The organism is Paenibacillus sp. GM1FR (assembly GCF_002803315.1).
GTDB classification, from domain to species: Bacteria; Bacillota; Bacilli; order Paenibacillales; family Paenibacillaceae; genus Paenibacillus; species Paenibacillus amylolyticus.
The window spans coordinates 1,262,041-1,280,995 of the sequence record NZ_MKZL01000011.1; the positions used below are offsets into that span (position 1 = coordinate 1,262,041).

Genomic DNA, 18,955 nt, shown 5'->3' on the forward strand with positions numbered 1-18,955 from the left:
GTTAAACAAAAGCAGCCGATCACGCTGATCGGCTGCTTTCTTAAACTTGGGTTATTGGACTCAGTATCGTTCTCTCTACTTAAATTATACCGTTATTTTTTATTTTTTTATAGACTGTTTTTTTTGAGATTCCTACACTATACTGCTAAATACAAAACTAAAAACGAGGTGGATCCGTATGGATGACAAAAAAGTGATCATAGACCAAGGTCCTTTTTTTCATGGTACAAAAGCAGGACTGCAAATTGGTGATTTATTAGAACCACAATTTTTATCAAATTACCAAGAAAAAAATTCTAACCATATATACTTTACTGCAACATTAAATGCTGCCAAATGGGGTGCTGAATTGGCAAGATCTAATGCAAAAGAAAGAATATACATTGTAGAACCATTAGGAGATTTTGAAAGTGATCCTAACGTAACTGATAAAAAATTTCCTGGAAATCCAACACGTTCATATCGATCTAAATCGCCACTTAAAATAGTAGCTGAATTAGCTTCATGGGAAAGACACTCTGAAGAAGAGATTAATCACATGATTACCTCTTTGAGAAAACTAAGTGAAGAAGGAAAAAATATAATATATGATTGATTCCTCTAGTTAGCTGAATAAAAGCAGCCGATCACTTGGATCAGCTGCTTTCTTAATATTATTGAGTTAACTTTTCCTCTCACTTTAAATTAACTTTTTCTCTATATCAAAAAGCTTAGAAATGCGGGGAAATAGACGAAAGGCATTGCCATAAGCGATCGCTTTCGCGTTTTCTTCGCTGATCTGCTGTGCTTCATGGAATACCGACTCCCGTTGTATCCGAAGGACGCTGTCCGCTGGCCAAGGTATGTCCGCTCCGAACAGAATCCGATCAGGCGCAATCAACTTTTGGATCGTGCCGAGGTTCAACGTGGAATCATAATAAAGGTGGTCCAGTTTGGCTATTTCAGCTTGAAATTGTTCCGGTGTTGTTTCAACCTGAATCGAATCTTGTCCGATGGCGGCAAGCGCAATTCTCCATTTGATATACGGCACCATGCCCCCTGTATGGGGAAGAATGAACGTAATGGATGGATATTGGTCGAAAATGCGATGAACAGCCATCGTAGTGACAGCCCGCGTTGTATCGAAGGTGCCCTCAAGCAATGCAGGACTAAGCCCAGCGATTTTTTGCGGTATGAGGATGGGATGCAGAAACACAACAGCACTGCGCCGATCCAATTCGGTTAACAATTCGGTGTAATCTGGATGGCTTAAATATTTCCCCTGATAACTTGTCAGCATTGCAACACCATCCATCCCGAGAACATCAAGTGCATACAATGTTTCTTCCATGGCTGCTGCGGGATCGGGGAGTGGAAGCGTTGCAAATGCACCATACCGCTCAGGATAAAGTTGAGCATACGATGCGAGCTCTTCATTCATTTTACGTGCCAATGCGTTGGCAGAAGATTGGTCGATGAACGTCAGGTCTGACGGGGCTGAAAGGAATGAAAACGAGATGTCACATACATCCATTTTTTGCATCCCGATCTCGGGCGTCCACTTTGGCATAAAACTTGGAATCTCCATTCCCAACTCCCGCTGCTTTCGTTGCATTTCTTTAGAGATGATATGGTGGTGAACATCAATGACAGGATTAAACATGCGTGATCAGCTCCTTCTATTTATTTTCAAGCCATTGGTTTAACTGGTTTTGCTTTTCCGTCAATATTTTCTCTACGCCTGCATTCTTTAGTTTGTCGGTATAAGCACCCAGTTCTGACGGGTCAAAAGTTCCTGTCTGAAAGCCTGCATCATACTGGTTTTGGACGTTGGCCACCGAGGTAATTTGTGTTTTGACCGGATTGATGTCGAAGCTGAAACCCATCGCCCTTGATTTTACGGCACTCTCATTTTCGCCCCTCAAGTGCTCCCACATGTCAGGATCGTTCCCTTCCCATATATAGGACAGGAAATTGTTCCCCACGGCATATTGGTTTGAATCGTATCCTGTTACAGTAACACCTTCCGGCTTGCCGATTAGGTCATTATCCCGTTTAACATAATGCTTGCCTTCGATCCCATTCGTAAACAGATTAATGACTGCTTCGTCCGAGTAAAACAGTTCCAATACTTGAATCGCCTTATCCGGCTGCTCACTGTTCCTTGCCAAAGACATCATGTTGGAAGCTACGCTATTTCGCGTCATATACGAATCCTCAAGGGGGACGCATACAAGTTCAGTCCCAGCCGCAAGTGATTCCGAGTAACATTCATTGATATTCCGGATATACGAGAAGGCTTTGCCTGCCTTGATCAGATTGGAGCCCGTTTCCTGTGACGTTGCGACATCTTTGCTGAAATAACCTTTTTGATACCAATCACGCATCAGGTCAGCCATTGTGGAGAACCGCGAAGTCGCAAAAAGGTTCTGCACGGTGAAGTCCTCCCCGCCAAAATCCAGTACGCCAGGTGCTGTTCCCAATGGATCAAAATTCAGCATGGCTTGTCCGGGTGTTTCCTGTGAGTTATAGCTGACAATCGGCGTGACACCCGGCTCCTTGTCCTTGATAAGCTGCAATACAGCAGAGATATCATTCCAGGTTTTTATGGCGCTAAGGTCAATAGCATGTTTATCGGCAAGCTCTTTGTCCATCACAAAACTGGGGGAAAGTGCCCAAGCTTTAATGCTGGGAACGCCATATGTTTCGCCATTCATCTTCCCGGCTTCTGCGGCTTCCTCCGGAACAGCCTCCAGTATCTTTTTACCAAATTCATTCAACGATTCGTCCATGGGCAGTAACTGCCCCCTGCCGATTTGGGATTCAAGGCCGAACCATACGCTGGTATACACCAGATCCAGTTTCTCGCTGCCCGCCAGCATCAAGTTCATTTGATTGGCATAGTTCGATCCATTAACAGGCAAGAGCTTCACGGTGGCGCCTACCTTTTCCGCTGTAATATCACTGATGGCTTCCTGAATTTCCTTAACATCTGTTACATCCCCAAAAGCCGGATACGTCATGACCACTTCATACATGTCTGTTGCTGAAGCTTTTCCAAGTTCTGCCCCCTCCTTACTGTCTGGGTTTCCGCATGCCGTCAACAATAGAGGGGCCGCACAAATTAAGGACATTACCTTTATGAAACCCACAGGCAATCTTTTTCTGAACATCTTCATTCACTCCCCATGTTTGCTTTTGGATAAGACATCTTGGATACGAAGCATAACTAACCTTTTACGGCACCAATAGTCAATCCCTTGACGAAGAACTTCTGGAAAAACGGATACGCTGCGATCAGCGGCAACACGCCGATTACGGCAATAGCCATTCTCACACTGCCGAGAGGTACGGATGAGACAACTGCTGTCTGACCAGACAAACTGCTTTGCTGCAAGTACTGGACATCAGACAACATTCGATTAAGCAGGTTTTGAATGCTGTAGAGGCTTCCGTCATTGATGAAGATCAGACCGTTAAACCAATCGTTCCAATACGAGATCATGAGCATCAGACCAATGGTTGCCAGGCTTGGAAGAGCAAGCGGGAGAACGATTTTGCAATAAATAACCCATTCGTTGGCTCCATCCACATAGGCTGACTCCACGACTTCGCCGGGAATTGATGTGGAAAAGAAACTGCGCATCAACAAAATGTAGAACCCGTTGGTCAGTAAATTCGGGATGATTAGCGACCAGATGGTATCTTTCAAATGGAAGAGGTCCGTATAAACCAGGTACATCGGCACCAGCCCCCCATTGAAAAGCAGGGTGAAAAATACGAAGAATGACAGGAACGAACGAAATGGAAGCACATTTCTGGATAGCGGATAAGCGACCAGGGTTGTGATCAACAACCCAACGATCGTGCCCACGACCGTGATGAACGTCGTAATTCCATACGACCGCAGAATCAACGAATACTGATTAAACAGATACATATAAGCATCAAAGCTGAATTGAGCCGGTAACAAACGATAACCATCCCTGATAATGGCTTGTTCCTCGGTTAGGGAAGCGGATATCAGAAGTATAAACGGAAACACTGCAGCGATTCCCATCATGATGAGCACGAGGTGAACAGCCATTTGATATATCCTATTTGAATACATGTTGTTCTCCCCCTTAGCTAAAACAGCGCCAAATCCCGGTTTTTGCGACGAACGATCGCATTGGTCGTTAATACTAACAGAAAACCGACTATGGACTGATAAAGTCCGGCAGCGGATGACATTCCGAAATCCCCAAAAGTCATCAATCCACGATAAACGTATGTGTCAATGACATCGGTAGTCGTTTGCAGTGCACCCGAATTCAACGGAACCTGATAGAACAATCCGAAATCGGAATTGAAGATGCGTCCCACTGCAAGAAGCACCATAATGACCATCGTGGGTTTAAGCAGAGGAAGGGTAATGCTCCAGACTTGCCTCCACTTGGATGCTCCGTCCAGCGTAGCGGATTCATAATATTCTTGGCTGATGCCTACAATTGAGGCCAGATAAACAATGCATGTATAACCAACGTTTTTCCACAGATATACGACACTTAATATAAAGGGCCATTTACCGGAATCCGCATACCACGACACAGGGTCTATCCCCAGTAAAGGAAGCACGTAATGGTTGACGAATCCGTTTTCCTCGTTGAGCAATGCCAGAACCAAGTAAGCGACAATGACCATCGAGATCAGATAGGGCAGCAAAATGATGCTTTGGTACAGTCGGGAGGCAAATCGCTTTTTTACCTCGTTCAACAATACCGCCACAGCTATGGAGAGCACTGTTCCAAGCACGATAAATGCGCCGTTGTAGAGTAACGTGTTTCGGGTAATCACCCAAGCATCCTGCGTTTGGAACAGATAGGCGAAATTATCGAAGCCTACCCAGTCACTTCCCCAGATTCCTTTTGCAAAATTGATATCTTTGAACGCAATCACAATGCCGAACATGGGCAAGTAATTGTTGATGAACAGATAGACGATGCCTGGCAAAATCATGACCAATAACAGCCCATGCTTTCTGATGTTTTGGATGCGGTTTGCATGGAAACCTCGACGCATGTCTCTCTCCCCCTGTTCGTAACAATGATGTTTGGTTTGTGTAACTCCTCCAACATCCCTCCTATTCTATGAATGTCAGTTTATATGACTCGAAATTGTTCTTATATGAATAATACGATGTAAGTAAGCCTCAGTCATTGGTGTGATTCACTAAAAAAAATGATTTCATTTGGATTATTACACCAAAAGAAAAGCCTGTCTAAATTTTAATGTTATGTATTATTACATTCACTGCATTAAGCAACGTATTATAAGCCCTGTGATCAGCCTTTTCATGCCAAAAAGCAACGCACCTGAAAAAGGATGCGCTGCTTCATGTATATTAAAGATTGTTACGAATGGATGGCTGCCATCTTTCTGCTGTTGGGAAACATCCGACCACCAACAAGCACACCACCCGAAAATACAGCTTCGCGTGGAGGTGCCGCCGCCAATGCATGCATCGCATTTATGGCATTTACCAACGAGAAAGTGCCTCGTTCACCCACTTTTGGAGTTAATGGCGCATTGGATATAAGCTTGTACGTTTCTAGCAACCAGAAGTCCTCCACCCAACCGGATGCTTCAGCGAGACGTGACCCACGGGAGAGCATATCGCCATTTCCGAATGGGCTCCACGAATCCAAAATGTTATCGGAACCGATATGCACGGACACTCCCGTTTCCATCAACAGTTTGATGGGGGGCATGGGCCTGTCAATGGGCACGCTCGTCATGATGGCTACGCCGGTCGCACACAACCTTTCCGCGAGTGAGCGCACCTCTGTTTCCCCAACCTGGCCCAAACAGTAGGCATGGCTTACCGCGGTACGGCCGGACATACCGGCTTGTTCTGTCAGTTCGGCGAAGCGGCTGATCGTGTATATTCCGAGATGACTCGGGTCATGCAGATGCAAGTCGATGCCAGCAGAGAATTCTGTCGCAAGTTCAAACATGGCTTCCAGACTGGCATCCACTCGGCGGTCCAGTCCGGCCGGATCCACACCACCAACATAGTTGGCTCCAGCACGAAGCGCTTGCCGCATGACGGAAACGGAGTCGGATCGAAGCAGGCCTTGCTGGGGAAACGCCACAATTTCCATATCAATGCGTCCCCGGTACATCTCACGCACTTCCAAGACCTCCTCAAGATGAGAGAGGCCAATTTGCGGATCCACGTCAACGTGTGTGCGGATTGCCGTTGTGCCTTGGGCTAACATTAAATCCAACATTCGTTTCGCGCGTTCTCCCGCCCCGGTCGGTAGTTCCCCCAACATACTTTTCTCAAATTCCAACTGGCCGGGCAGCGTGACAAACGGCTGCAAAGATTTCCACGGCTCACCAATAAAATGCTTGTCCAGATGGGTATGCATATCTGTCATTGGCGGTACATAGTGCAGCCCATCCGCGTCAATGACGGTTGTCGGCCTACCGGCAATATTTACAGATGTGAGATCCGCATCCGTTCCGACAGTCTCAATGCTGACAATAAGTCCAGTTGCTTGATCAATCGTTAGATCAAACAGGTTTTCCGACCATTTGACATTTTTCACGAGTGTTAAGCCTTTCTCCATAACTCCATCCCCTTACTTCATAATTAGATTGTTTCTATCCCATCCGACAACCACGGTAATTCCAAAAGTTTTGAGTCAGTACAAGCTACCTGTAATCCCGATTTCCAAACCGTGCGGGCCTCCGGTTTATTAAGCAGAACTTCCCTTTCCGACCGCTCTCGGAACAATACCATATCAGCCGGAGCGCCAACCTTAACGCCATAATTATCAATGCCTAACGCCTGTGCCGCGTTATGCGTCAGCATGTTGGTCAAGATGAGCGCATCCCGTTTGCCGCCCATGTAAGAAGTAATCGCCAATAGCCAGGCAACCTCAATCGGGTCTGTTTTGCCAAACGGCGTGAATGGGTTGCGCACGTTATTGACTCCGATTGCCACATTCACTCCACAATCCTGGAGCAGTTTCACAGGAGTCAGACCTCTATGATAACCTTCTGGGCCTTCCCTTCCATTCAAAAAGAGGTCCGTCATCGGCAGCGTAATGACGCTGATTCCGGCAAGACACAGAAGCTTCCCGATAGCCGAAGCTTCGTGTTTAGGGAGGGAACCGAGCGAGGTTACATGTCCGGCGGCTACATGCCCCTGCATGCCTGCAGCAATTGTCCTTTTTGCAATTTCCACAACGGCACGGTCGTTGGAATCGACCGAGAAATCCGCGTGAAAATCTAGTGGTTTTCCGTACTTCCCTGCCAGAGCAAATGCAAAATCCAAGTGTTCCCCTAGGTCTGCATCCTGATACGTGATTCCTCCGATCACATCGGCTCCCATACGAACGGCCTCTTCCATCAACTCAGCAGTCCCCGGACTCTTGAACACCCCTTCTTGCGGAAAGGCAACTACCTGTAAATCCAGTTGATGTTTTAAGGATTGTTTGAGACGAAGAGCAGATTCGACAGCTCTGAGTCCAAGAACCGGATCGACCTCTGCATGGCAACGCATATGGGTTACACCATTCCTGACGGCTTCCTGAATGACAACCAGCGAGCGACGATACATGTCCTCCCTCGTGAATGAACTTTTCAGTTTGGATGTTATCTGGATCGCGTCCTGGAGAGACTCCGCCTCCCGATCCATGGAATCCAGCAAATATGCTTTTTCCAAATGAATATGCGGCTCGACGAATCCGGGCAGCAATAAGCCTCCTTTGCCCCGCACTAAACGAGACGCTTCGGTTTTCCTTTCCCCGCATGGCGTGACAAATGCAATCTTGCCTGAGGATATCCCGACATCCATTCGCCTTTCAGCCCCGGAAATCACCGTATCTGTGATAAGTAGATCAATAATTACATCCTCCGTTCATGTACGCTTTTATTACACGCAAGAAACACTTTAAGCATAATTCACTCTTTCTGAGAAATCATTGGATGAAAAGGATAAAAATAATTAGCAATCTTGGATGATCAAACCAAAGATATTTACTCCACATGATCGTAGTGTTATATTACTTAACAATAAAATAACTTGTTCCAGAAAGGGATGGGTCGATGTGCTGCTGACAGATTTGCTGAAAAACGGCATTTACGATGATGCCAGAGTGATTACGGGGCATAAGGGTCTAATACGTGAGGTTCAAACGGTCAACATTATGGACTGTCCGGATATCATTCGGTTTCTAAGGCCAAATGAGCTCTTGCTGACCAACGGCTTTTTCATGAAGCAGCAGCCAGAGATGTTTATTCATCTAATCAGGGACATGCAGCGTCTTCAGTGCTCGGGGTTGGCCATCAAAACCAAGCGCTTTGAACTACCAATCCCTGATGAAATACTTTGGGAAGCGGATCAGAACGAATTTCCCATCATCGAAATTTCCGATGTCCGTCTATCCCTTGGCGAAATTTTGCAGCGATCGACCAGTGTGATTCTGAATAACAAGAGCGACGAACTGCAATATGCACTCAGCATCCACAAAAAATTCTCCGAGATGATCATGCGCGGCAAAGGAATTTCCAGCATTATCGATTCTCTGTCCAAACTGTTCTCATCCCCAGTCGTTCTGTTAAACTACAAATGGCAAACTATCTCTGCTTCCAGCCAGAATACAAGTGTTGCTGAACTCACTGCAGCCGCTGTAAATACACTTCAAGACTTCTCTGATATTTCTAGTCCCACTTCGTTGTGCCTCATCAACACATCAGTCCGAGAGCGTTGCTGCATGCTGGTATATCCAGTAAAAACTTACCGCCACGAAGGCTATTTGTTATCCTTTCATTCGCCGGATCAATGGACTGGCCTTTTTGGTCTGACGCTTGAGCAGGCCTCCAACGTCATTGGAATGGAGCTGACCAAATCACAGGCTGTCAAAGAGCGCTCCCGCAGACACAAAAACGAATTCTTTTCCGATCTGATTGAGGGATATATCACTTCTGAGCAGGAGGCGCTGAACCGCGGCAAGAGATGTGGGCTTATCAAGGGGCGTGCAAGCGTCGTGCTGACCATGCGTAATGACGAGGTGCATCACATGCATCAAAGATTTCCTAATCACGAAGGTTCGGCGCCTCCGAAAGGAGATAATATCACGGAGCAAGAGGAGCAATACGAGCACATCAAACGTCTTTTTGGTGGGTTAGATCAATCCTTCGTCATGTTTACCAAACATGATACCTACTGTCTTCTGTTATCTATCCCTGAGTTGGGGTGGGATGAGGTGAAAATCACCGAGCAGTTGTCGGGAATGCTTAAAGAGCTACATGTTGAGACAGGACTGAGTCTGTCTATCGGCATTGGCAAACCTGCAACAAATGTACTCGGCGTTCGTCATTCTTATACAGAAGCAGTTAATGCATTGCAATTCGGCTACTGGCTAAAACGCAAGCAATTTGTCCAATCTTACCAAGCCAAGGACATCGGATATTTATTCCACATGCTTCCCCACAACGAACTGAAACAATTTTACGACGCGACCTTAAACGGACTGCTGCAGATTGCAGACGAACATGAAAAAAAAGAGTTGCTGCGCACCTTAAACGCTTTTTACGATACACAATGCCAGCTTGTCGAAACATCCAAGCAACTTTTCGTTCATCGAAATACGGTGGTGTATCGACTGGAAAAGTGTGAAAAAATCCTGGGTGTGAAACTCAAAGATCCAACTGAAAGCTTACGAATCCGCATAGCGCTAGCCATCGAACCTCTGCTAGGACAAGATTAAAACAAAAAAAGCCGCTATAATAGCGACTTGAATTGAACATGTTCCTGTCTCGCGACACTTCTTTATTGGAATATCTATGAGATACGCCATCATGGAATAAATTTATTATTTCGTTAATATCCACTTTTGTCGATCAAGTGATGGATTCAGTTCACTTAAGAAGAGTTCGGTCCCATCTTCCGATACCTCTAATGCTTTTTGATGATGAGCTGAAGTAATATGAACGGATCCGTCTTTGTTCTCGTGAAGGACCCAACGCTGGTTGTTGTACCCTAAGTAATGATACAACTGAAGTTTGTTTTGCCCTATATCCAGATCAAGCGTCTGACCGGCCGTAGTACGAATCGAATACGAACCTGCTTCGTCACCTGTCGGAACAAATACCCACTTCTGGACGGAAGCTGCACTTGTATCTTGCAAGGTAACCGGCTCCCCGTTGACAAGGTTCACGGTATAAATGGATTTCTGTGTTGCGGCATTTATAAGACTGGACTTGGTGATGTTTGCAGGTTCACCGTTGCTGACATTGACGTTCTGATAAGATGCGGAGCCGCCAAATACATTCAGTCCAAAGTGGCCTTCTGCAAAAGTACCATCCATGATATCTATGACTTTTTGACTGTTCATATGAACGATAATATGCGGACCATTCGCTTCTATTTTCACCTTATACGTTTGACCTGGCTGAATGAAAGTTGGTACTTTTGCAAGAACCTGACGTTCTTCAAATCCTCCATTGATTTTATAGAACAGACGAATTGCTTTCATGTTAGGGTCTAGATTCAGATAATAACCACTGCGACCATCCTCGCTAGCCCTGAACAAAATAGAACCTGCCCCTCCTGTTTCACCAAGCATCATGTCTGCTTCATACGTAAAATTCCCAGCCTTTTCTTTGGCAATATAATTCGCATCGCTAAAATATTTACCACGAATCCCATGTTCACTAACTAACCATGAAGCAGCAGATAGATCTTTAGTCCATCCACTCAGGTTTGTCCGGAACTCGCCACCTGAGACTTTAACGAGCACACTACTGGAAGTTTTACCATTCGGAGTAGATACGGTGACTATGGACTCCCCTTCTTTTTTTGCCTTAATAACCGCGTGTGATTTGTCTACCAAGTCTATGGCTATTACTTCGTTATTACTGGAATTCCACTTAAGCGGTTGAGCGCCTAAACCTGGTCCATACTCGACCATCGCCTGCAGTGTATCCGACTCGCCTACCCCCAGTTCCCGAACCCTCGTATCCATCTTTATTTGAGCTTTTGAAGGAGTGTCCTCATTCCAGACAGATTGAAGTTGATGCACTTTCAAGGAAACAACGTTCACATTCCCACCTTTCACGTAAAAACCCATCGCTCTACTAGCAGGGTCCGGAAATATTACATCTGAAAAGACGACTTTGCCGTTGTTACCAAAGGCTTCAAGAGAAGACTCATCCACAAGAATACGCATCTTGATCCGATTATTCTCCATCTGCGTAGGTGCTTCATGTTTCTTACTGAAAAGGTTAGAAAAATCCGTTTCACCGGATGCAGTTCGGTCCACAAACATATGACTATCACTTGCCTTATAACCCACGACCGTCTTCTGATTTGCACCCTCACGAATGTTAAAGCCAAACTCGGTCACTGTGCTGGTTTCAGGGATTTCAATTTCAGCTTCAATTTCGTAAGCACCTGAAATAATACCTTTTAACAGATTCCCGGAAGAAGGACTCACCGACTTGTTAGAAGCAGAATACAAAGGTTTACGCAGTGATTCCAATTCTTTGATTGGACTTTGCGCCATCCGAATTCCATCTTTGGTTGTTACCAATGATACTTCTCTCGGAATGGTTAGTTCACCTTTCCAATTGGACGTTGGGAAAGCGAACGGATAGTCCCAATTCGTCATCCACGCCATCATCACTGTGCGATGATCAGGCATATTAGCGAAAGACATCGAAGCGTAAAATTCTTTACCAAAATCTGTTCTTAACACCTTACCTGCCGGATTATCGTTCACGAATTTACCATCAGCTGTTAAATGACCGATAAAATACTCGGCATCTGATCCGCCTGTTTTGGGATTTGCTCCTGTACTGATCATCATAACCCACTTCTTCTGTGATGTTCCGTCTACCGGAAGCTGGAACAAATCAGGGCATTCCCATACGCCTCCGCGGACGTAATCCCCATATCCCCAATTATCTGTCAATGTCCAGTCAAGTAAATTCGCTGACGTGTAGAAACGAATATGATCTCCTCCGGACACAACCATAATCCAGCGGTTATTCTCATCATCACGGATCACTTTCGGATCGCGGAAATCCCAATTCCCAGCTTCATTTCCGCTCTTACCTGGGTTCTCGATCACAATCGGGCGTTCCTTCGAATACTCCCAAGTACGACCTTGGTCTTTACTGTATGCCAGACCTATACGCTGGTTCCCATTCGGGCTATCTGGGTTAAAGGAAGTATAATATGCAATAAGGCCCTTGCCTCCTGAATCTCCGAATAAACCAGATGCATTTGTCATATCCGCAACAGCCGACCCAGACCAGACATGTCCGTGATCATTCCAGGGAAGTGCAATCGGAAGCCGTTTCCAGTTCAGCATATCTTTACTTACCGCATGCGCCCATGTTCCTCCATCCTGATGGAAGAGATGATATTCTCCTTCGAAGTAGACAAGTCCATTTGGATCACTCGCTGAACCACGTATTGGCGTGTAATGATATTGTGGACGATATATCTCATTGTAATATTGGCTCAGTTCCGTCACATAAGTATCCTGAAAGTAAGCCGTCCCCTTTTTTACGACGATTCCGGTACTTCCACTCCTGTAGGTTGAATCTTTCACGTCAATCGCGGCCGTAGTGTATCCGTCCAGGAGGACCTGAATTCGATCTCCCTTTGCCTTGATTTCCACATGATGTTTGGCTCCCATCTGACTCGGATAAGTACGTTGCGAACTTGCAATTACTGTTCCTTTTGTATTCGTCAAACTTACACGGACCTGATCTCCTTCCTTCGTAAGAGTAGCTTCATATCCTTCAGCTCCATCGCTTGAAGATCGAAATGCGAGAGCTGCAATAGAATCAGGACGAAGGGTAATAATCCCTTCATAGACCATATCAGTCGCCTCTTTGGTATAGATTTGCTGTGCTATGCTCCCCTGTTCTACCGTCCCTCTTTTGCCGTTGATATCAGGTTGCCATTTTCCCTTGCTAGAAATCACCGTCCCCAAATTACCTTTCAGATCGCTCACCACGATGTTCGAAAACAAGGCGGATCCATCCCATACATGGAGTCCAAGCTTTCCGCTTTGATACGAAATGTCTTGAACATCAATTAATGGTTTATATTGATTGCCCCAATATACTTTTAGCGAGGAACCCACTGCCTTCACTTTGAGATGATAGATTTGCCCCATTTCAACAGAAACTTTACGCTCCTCCTTTAATTTCCCATCTCCATTTCTTGCATCTCTTAACCGAATCAGACCTGCGTCCGGAACGATTTGCAGCATGTACGAGCTAAAGCCATCCTCATTAGATCGAAACAACAATGTTGCATCCGCCTTCGTATCCCTGATCATGACATCAGCTTCATAGATAAAATCATCGGACACTGTCTCTGAGATGGCCATTACATTTTCTTTAGGCTGTGAAGTTAGCAAGATTCCTTCTGAAGTATCCTCTAATCCTCCTTTTCCTTTCACTTGCCAGCCTATCAGATTGGTATTTGATTTGGATGCGCTTTCAAAAATATCAAGCTCCTCCTTTGCCTGTTTATTTGTTTCCTGATCAGCGAGCACAGCACTAGCCGCAAATGATTTAGATGTAAAAATACCGTTTGAAGTCAGAGTTAATCCCGTTGCCATCAGAAGACATATTGCGAATTTAGATTTATCGTTCATTCCTTACCCTCTTTTCTAATAATATTGTGAAGTTGGTTCAAATTTAATTGGTTTTGGACAACCAGTTCAGTTCGGTTGCCCAAAACCGCGCAGTAACCATTAAGGGGAATCAAGCCATTACTAAATTCTAAACACTCTGATTCTCCCAAATGCTTACGAGATCATTGATTTGAAGCGACACGACCTTTAGTTCTCCACCAATGGCATAGAGTTCCAGTCCTCTACTTCCCAAGTCGGGGAAAATCGTGTCTGAAATGATAGTTGTCCCATTGTTGCCAAAGATCTCTACACTTGACCAATCAACATAGATGCTCAACTGTAACCGTTTATGCTCTGGCTTCATAGGGGCATTGTGTTTTGCAGCAAAATCAGGATGGAAATCAACAGCGTTTGACTTCGTTCGATCGACAAACAACTCCTCATTCAAGACATTATATCCGATGACTGTCTCCTGGTTGGAAGAGGAAGACTTTCGCACCTTGAACCCAAATTCTATTGCATTACCGATTTCGAATTCCGCAATAATTTCCATCTTTGCAGCAGAAACAGCAGACAAAACGTTCATATCTGGTTTAATCGTAATGTCTTGTAGAGACAGAATTGATCTTCTAAGTTGATTTAACTCACTTATGGGTGCTTGAATTAAGCGAAGTCCTTCCGAATACGTCCTGAGCTGAATCTCTCGTGGGATGGACATATGGCCACGCCATTCTTTAGAAGGAAGAGTGGAAGCATAACGCCAATTATTCATCCAGCCGACCCAAATCTTTCGCCCATCCTCATTCGGTATACCATCCCAGGTCACGGCCGCGTAAAAGTCAGATCCGTAATCTATCCATTGGATTGTATCGAATGATTCCAATGTTTCATCTAGTGTAAAAACCTTACCATCAAAGTGACCTATAAAATACATCATGCCAGAACCGCCTGCGGGTGGTTCTGAATCGTTTGGATTTACGCCATTTCTATCTCCGACACTTAGTGTCAGAATCCATTTAGTGGTATTAGGGTCCTCATCCACTTGGAATTTAAAAACATCAGGACATTCAAAAATCCCACGATGTATGCCTGGAATATCAGAACCGAAACCGCTTGCAAAAAACCAATCCTTAAGATTCGAAGATGTGTAAAATTCTACACGGTCACTTACAGCAAGAACCATTACCCAGTTTGAAGATTCTTCATGCCAGAATACCTTTGGGTCTCGAAAGTCTAGCGTCTCCGTAGGGAATAAAACAGGGTTACCTTCATATTTTGTCCAGGTTCGACCTTTGTCCTTGCTGTAAGCGATGCTTTGAACCTGCGGTTTACCGGGTTGAGCGTTGTTACCATTATTAGTATAAATTGCAACCAATCCTGATCCTGCTTCGTTGAAGAATCCGCTTGTATTGTTCTTATCGACTACCGCACTTCCCGAAAATATCGCTCCATCTTCCCCAGGCGAGATGGCTGGTGGGAGTTCATCCCAATGTACTAAATCATTACTTACTGCATGCCCCCAATGCATTCTGCCGAAGTCAGGCTGCGTATCATGGGGAGTATATTGGTAGAAAAGGTGATATTCTCCTTCGTAATAAACCATTCCGTTAGGATCGTTCATCCAATTTCCCTTAGGGGAATAATGTATTTGCGGTCGGTATTCATTTTTATAAATAAAGTTTTCTGGATCTTTGCTGATACTATTTTCACCTGATAGATGTACTTTTTTAATTTTATTCACGCTCCCTTAAGGCTATTTAAAATCTAAAAAAAGTAATTTGCATTCCTTATTAACAAAATAAGCCACTCGTTTTCATTTGTCAAAGTATTTTTGTTTAAATGAACACTATTTTTTATGTATAAATCCGTTTCAGTTTACATTTGCACAATTTATGATTGATTATAGAAAATAACAGTTTTTTATTTAAGTTGTCTAATCATTTTTTTATCACTTTAAACCTAAGAGTTTACAAATGTAAAAAAGGTTGCATCTAAACTTCTCTTTACTTGTTCAACAAAATATCGTTAGTATTAAACCCAATTTTACCGATAAAACAAAAAAAGCCGCTAAAATAGCGACTTCAATAGGAATATGTTCATTTCCCGCGGCAGGTTAATTAATTAACGTCTTGCCTTCATTTAATAACTTCAACCTTTTTATCCCCTGCTGACTTCGCTACCTCTAACGTTGTTTTACCTTCAATAGCGACGATCACGCCAGTAGCCAGCATAGAAACGATTAAAGCTGCGCTGATGGCTGTCGAAATTTTCTTCTTGACCATAACCATACCTCCGATATCTATTATGTTGTAATAAGCGGCTCAAGAATATGACGAGCCGAGTGTGACTGGGTATTACAATATTTCACTTTTTTGTTGGGTGATCTACCTGGTGATTGTATTATAACGTACTGCCAATCATTGTAAAAGTATTTTTTCCTTGTGTACAATTCCTGGACTTATTACTACCTGGAACGTAAGGTCATTGATTCATATAATGGGCATATAGTTGCTCAAATGTTGTAAAACGTTCGACTTTTCTGCCGACCTTATCATACTCTTCTCGATAATCATCCATCACTTCAAGGAGCTTCTCTTTCATAACTGGTAAATCATTTGCATCAAAGTACTGCATAAGATCATATTTCTTGGTGCCTTTCTCCATGGCCATTTCAGCAAGATACCCATGTGCTCCAAAGGCCGAAAGAAAGACGTAGGAAGCATCGTTCGCTGTAACACTGTTCAAAATTTTATTGCGGTAGTTGCACCACAATTCTTCATATGTTCCCCTCAGATTATCAAAGGTCGGAGCCGGTTTAACAATGAAGTTATCACACATCGTGCTATGTAACCTCGTAACGCTATTCAACATATTAAAAGATGTTATTCGAATATCTTCAATGGTATGAGCTTCGATGATTGACATGTATAAGGATTCGAGATCATCTGGAACATAGCGAAACGAACGTATCTCTTCCAAATATCGCTTGATCCCTCGTTTGATACACGTGTTATTCAGACTCACCAAGGCATTGACGAGATTGTACAGAACGCCAGCAGATGCATATCGCACTGAACCGATATCTTCACCAAGCATCGTATCACTGTATGCTTGCTTAGCCAGATCGATCCATTTATTTGCTCGATTAAGACACACTTCTCCTATCGGATTCGCAAGTGCATCAAGAGCTTTTTGCTGGAAGTCGTTCAATTTCTCCAAATCCTCAGGCGTTGCATAGTAGAGTATTTTCAGGTCGGTTAGGCTCGATACGTTGGGACTCTCCAAGGTGGATTGCTCTTGTATTCTTGAATCCCATGGCGTGCAATAGATATCATATCCAACGTCGTCCAAGATGAAGCAATCGGATATTCCCCATCCCTTTTCTGTATTATTAATGATAATTAAATCAAGATCGCTCTTCTCGTGAAAGTCACCGGTGCTAAATGAACCAGTAAGCCCAATAATGGCGATATCATCTAGAAAATCTCTTTTTACGCGTTCAATCACCATGTTAATGAGCAGTTCGTTTTTGTCCAGCAGCTTCTTCTTTATGATTTCGTTCATTCGTTACACCTCTTTGTATGATCCGGCCGTCCTTCATCACAACAACCTTAACTTGAGTCTATCGACTTAGAGGTACGGTTACTATGTATAAGTTGATTTAAGTCATCTTTGCACAAAATCCGCTAAACCGTCGATACGACGAGTTAGCGGATTTCATTAGTTCCTTGATTAGTTCTTTGTATAGACTATTTTCTTTATGCTTTCGCAGGACAAGAAATACCGATCCGCCAACTCCTCTATCCTGACTCCATTGCGGAATAAGGATTTAATCTCAGCGTTTCGAGCAGAGACCCTGCTCTTGCTCTCTGTTTTCTCGCCCCATTTCAGGTGCGCCTCTTTGGGTTTTGGGATATAAACCAATTCCCCTTGAACGTATTCCTAAATGATACGTAACAATTCTTCCGGAAAAATAGACTCGGCTTTTGAATATTTCATGGGCCTCACTCCTTATTTAATAGATCAATAAGGTGCAAAGCCAGTTAGTAGAATATTACGATTCGTCGTTGGCAATGTGATTATTCCCGGGCTCTATGCAAAGCATTGCCATATCCTTCACTGGCTTTGCATAGAGCCGTGCATGTAAGAATCCTACTCCGATTGTTTTCAATAGCCTCACCTCCAGAAAATAGATAGTTGCTATTTGCTTATTATATCAGGGCTTGTTGTTCAAATGTTTAATCATGTATTTTTGGGCTAACATGTTCTGATTATTCTGTACTCACCTTGATTAGCTGCTCTCTACTTTACCAGTGAACTCATGACTCCAGCCTCCATGACATCTCCCAAAAATCAAGTTCAAAGCGACTGCACATCACGAAAATATCTTCCATCCGTTGGTACGTTCCCTCGCTACAGCCTTCTAATAGCTTATCAGTTAACGTCACTAGGGATTGATTGTTGCTGTTGTATTCAGAGGAAGCATATCCTGTGATCCACTCTCCGTAAAAAGGATGCTCAGCTGCACCTGGCTTTTGGGCAAGGACTTGACCAATCTCTGCATAGCTCCATGAGCAGGCCAGAATGGATACAAGTACTTCTGCTATGCCACCCGCATGGGAAACAGAGAGCATATAGTTAGTATAGGCTGCATTTTTCAGTGCAGGTTTTACCTGGAAAACATGATCCTCTGTAATTCCTAATCGCTCCATATAAGAACGATGAATTTTCATTTCACCATTCAGGATGTTATCTACGTTTTTACTAAAAAACTGCATCAATTTGGGGTCGTGCGACTTGACGATACCTAGTGCAAATACACGGGCATAATCGAACAGGTACAAGTAGTCTTGCAGCAAATAATAACGAAATTGTTCGACCGGTAAGGAACCATCTCCGATTCCTTTAACAAAGGGATGCTCAAGACATTCCTTCCACACAGGCTGTGCTGCCTGATATAGTCTCTCTGAAATAGTCAACATGTGTTCCTCCAATTCATAATGTACGTATTCAAAAACAAAAAAACGAAACATCCATAGGATGTTTCGCAGACAAATACACTAAAACAAGTGGGTTCGCATGAGCTACCCAAGTACAGTGTTTCATCGTTGCATCCCTACGTTGGCATTATCCAAATCAGGTAAGGTCGGTTTAATACCCTCTCAGCCGGTTAAGGCTCCCTCGCAAACGGTTGTATGTAGTTGATTACTTTCTTATCCACATAAAAGAAAAAATAACATCCATTTAGTATATCAAGGGCTGTTAAATATAGTCAAGGCAGATTGTATCGCCCCTCATCACCTTTGGTGACGTATGTAAACGATGGA

General features: G+C 44.0%; 13 protein-coding genes, 1 pseudogene and 1 riboswitch. Of the genes and pseudogenes, 2 read left to right on the top strand and 12 right to left on the bottom strand.

Annotated elements, in window-relative coordinates:
• The first annotated feature begins 178 nt into the window (after nucleotides 1-178).
• The gene (arr, locus tag PAEAM_RS11385) at nucleotides 179-595 is read left to right on the top strand and encodes an NAD(+)--rifampin ADP-ribosyltransferase (protein ID WP_100527565.1); all 417 of its coding nucleotides are present in this window, start codon (nucleotides 179-181) and stop codon (nucleotides 593-595) included.
• A gap of 84 nt (nucleotides 596-679) precedes the next feature.
• On the opposite strand, the gene PAEAM_RS11390 is transcribed toward arr, so the two are convergent.
• The 6 genes from PAEAM_RS11390 to PAEAM_RS11415 form a co-directional block, all read right to left on the bottom strand.
• Nucleotides 680-1,642 carry an amidohydrolase family protein gene (locus PAEAM_RS11390; protein ID WP_076327488.1) on the bottom strand — a complete coding sequence of 321 codons (963 nt, stop codon included), beginning with the start codon at nucleotides 1,640-1,642 and terminating at the stop codon, nucleotides 680-682.
• A 16-nt stretch (nucleotides 1,643-1,658) separates the two neighbouring features.
• A complete protein-coding gene (locus PAEAM_RS11395) occupies nucleotides 1,659-3,113 on the bottom strand; it encodes an ABC transporter substrate-binding protein (protein ID WP_165789878.1) in 1,455 nt (484 codons plus the stop codon).
• 95 nt (nucleotides 3,114-3,208) lie between these two features.
• Nucleotides 3,209-4,066, bottom strand: a complete 858-nt coding sequence (locus PAEAM_RS11400) for a carbohydrate ABC transporter permease (protein WP_243391308.1) — start codon at nucleotides 4,064-4,066, stop codon at nucleotides 3,209-3,211.
• A gap of 41 nt (nucleotides 4,067-4,107) precedes the next feature.
• Complete coding sequence (locus tag PAEAM_RS11405) at nucleotides 4,108-5,040, bottom strand: ABC transporter permease (protein ID WP_036615375.1); 933 nt, start codon at nucleotides 5,038-5,040, stop codon at nucleotides 4,108-4,110.
• A gap of 332 nt (nucleotides 5,041-5,372) precedes the next feature.
• On the bottom strand, nucleotides 5,373-6,593 hold the full coding sequence (locus PAEAM_RS11410) for an amidohydrolase family protein (RefSeq protein WP_100527568.1): 1,221 nt from the start codon (nucleotides 6,591-6,593) through the stop codon (nucleotides 5,373-5,375).
• A gap of 23 nt (nucleotides 6,594-6,616) precedes the next feature.
• Complete coding sequence (locus PAEAM_RS11415; RefSeq protein ID WP_243391309.1) at nucleotides 6,617-7,825, bottom strand: amidohydrolase family protein; 1,209 nt, start codon at nucleotides 7,823-7,825, stop codon at nucleotides 6,617-6,619.
• A gap of 163 nt (nucleotides 7,826-7,988) precedes the next feature.
• Here PAEAM_RS11415 and PAEAM_RS11420 point away from each other — a divergent pair, with 163 nt between their 5' ends.
• Nucleotides 7,989-9,740, top strand: coding sequence for a PucR family transcriptional regulator (locus tag PAEAM_RS11420; RefSeq protein ID WP_100527570.1), 1,752 nt, complete (start codon nucleotides 7,989-7,991; stop codon nucleotides 9,738-9,740).
• Between the two features lie 105 nt (nucleotides 9,741-9,845).
• On the opposite strand, the gene PAEAM_RS11425 is transcribed toward PAEAM_RS11420, so the two are convergent.
• The 6 genes and pseudogenes from PAEAM_RS11425 to tenA all read right to left on the bottom strand — a co-directional run bounded on the left by PAEAM_RS11425 (nucleotide 9,846) and on the right by tenA (nucleotide 18,610).
• Nucleotides 9,846-13,649 (bottom strand): GH32 C-terminal domain-containing protein, encoded by a 3,804-nt coding sequence (locus PAEAM_RS11425; RefSeq protein ID WP_100527571.1) that lies wholly within the window; start codon nucleotides 13,647-13,649, stop codon nucleotides 9,846-9,848.
• 127 nt (nucleotides 13,650-13,776) lie between these two features.
• The gene (locus PAEAM_RS11430; RefSeq protein WP_100527572.1) at nucleotides 13,777-15,369 is read right to left on the bottom strand and encodes a glycoside hydrolase family 32 protein; all 1,593 of its coding nucleotides are present in this window, start codon (nucleotides 15,367-15,369) and stop codon (nucleotides 13,777-13,779) included.
• A 394-nt stretch (nucleotides 15,370-15,763) separates the two neighbouring features.
• Nucleotides 15,764-15,910: a hypothetical protein gene (locus PAEAM_RS31770; RefSeq protein ID WP_165789879.1), complete on the bottom strand. Its 147-nt coding sequence runs from the start codon at nucleotides 15,908-15,910 to the stop codon at nucleotides 15,764-15,766.
• A gap of 199 nt (nucleotides 15,911-16,109) precedes the next feature.
• A complete protein-coding gene (locus PAEAM_RS11435; protein ID WP_100527573.1) occupies nucleotides 16,110-17,192 on the bottom strand; it encodes a nucleotidyltransferase domain-containing protein in 1,083 nt (360 codons plus the stop codon).
• Between the two features lie 168 nt (nucleotides 17,193-17,360).
• Nucleotides 17,361-17,627: pseudogene (locus PAEAM_RS11440) on the bottom strand (CD3324 family protein).
• Between the two features lie 320 nt (nucleotides 17,628-17,947).
• Nucleotides 17,948-18,610 carry a thiaminase II gene (gene tenA / locus PAEAM_RS11445; RefSeq protein ID WP_100527574.1) on the bottom strand — a complete coding sequence of 221 codons (663 nt, stop codon included), beginning with the start codon at nucleotides 18,608-18,610 and terminating at the stop codon, nucleotides 17,948-17,950.
• Between the two features lie 113 nt (nucleotides 18,611-18,723).
• Nucleotides 18,724-18,821: riboswitch (TPP riboswitch) on the bottom strand.
• Nucleotides 18,822-18,955 lie beyond the last annotated feature (134 nt).

Excerpts from the sequence above, each read along its gene's own strand:
- PAEAM_RS11390 (WP_076327488.1), bottom strand. The coding sequence starts at position 1,642 with ATGTTTAATCCTGTCATTGATGTTCACCACCATATCATCTCTAAAGAA.
- PAEAM_RS31770 (WP_165789879.1), bottom strand. The coding sequence starts at position 15,910 with ATGGTCAAGAAGAAAATTTCGACAGCCATCAGCGCAGCTTTAATCGTT.
- arr (WP_100527565.1), top strand. The coding sequence starts at position 179 with ATGGATGACAAAAAAGTGATCATAGACCAAGGTCCTTTTTTTCATGGT.
- PAEAM_RS11410 (WP_100527568.1), bottom strand. The coding sequence starts at position 6,593 with ATGGAGAAAGGCTTAACACTCGTGAAAAATGTCAAATGGTCGGAAAAC.
- PAEAM_RS11400 (WP_243391308.1), bottom strand. The coding sequence starts at position 4,066 with ATGGCTGTTCACCTCGTGCTCATCATGATGGGAATCGCTGCAGTGTTT.
- PAEAM_RS11425 (WP_100527571.1), bottom strand. The coding sequence starts at position 13,649 with ATGAACGATAAATCTAAATTCGCAATATGTCTTCTGATGGCAACGGGA.
- PAEAM_RS11405 (WP_036615375.1), bottom strand. The coding sequence starts at position 5,040 with ATGCGTCGAGGTTTCCATGCAAACCGCATCCAAAACATCAGAAAGCAT.
- tenA (WP_100527574.1), bottom strand. The coding sequence starts at position 18,610 with ATGTTGACTATTTCAGAGAGACTATATCAGGCAGCACAGCCTGTGTGG.
- PAEAM_RS11395 (WP_165789878.1), bottom strand. The coding sequence starts at position 3,113 with ATGTCCTTAATTTGTGCGGCCCCTCTATTGTTGACGGCATGCGGAAAC.
- PAEAM_RS11420 (WP_100527570.1), top strand. The coding sequence starts at position 7,989 with ATGATCAAACCAAAGATATTTACTCCACATGATCGTAGTGTTATATTA.
- PAEAM_RS11415 (WP_243391309.1), bottom strand. The coding sequence starts at position 7,825 with ATGGATGTCGGGATATCCTCAGGCAAGATTGCATTTGTCACGCCATGC.
- PAEAM_RS11435 (WP_100527573.1), bottom strand. The coding sequence starts at position 17,192 with ATGAACGAAATCATAAAGAAGAAGCTGCTGGACAAAAACGAACTGCTC.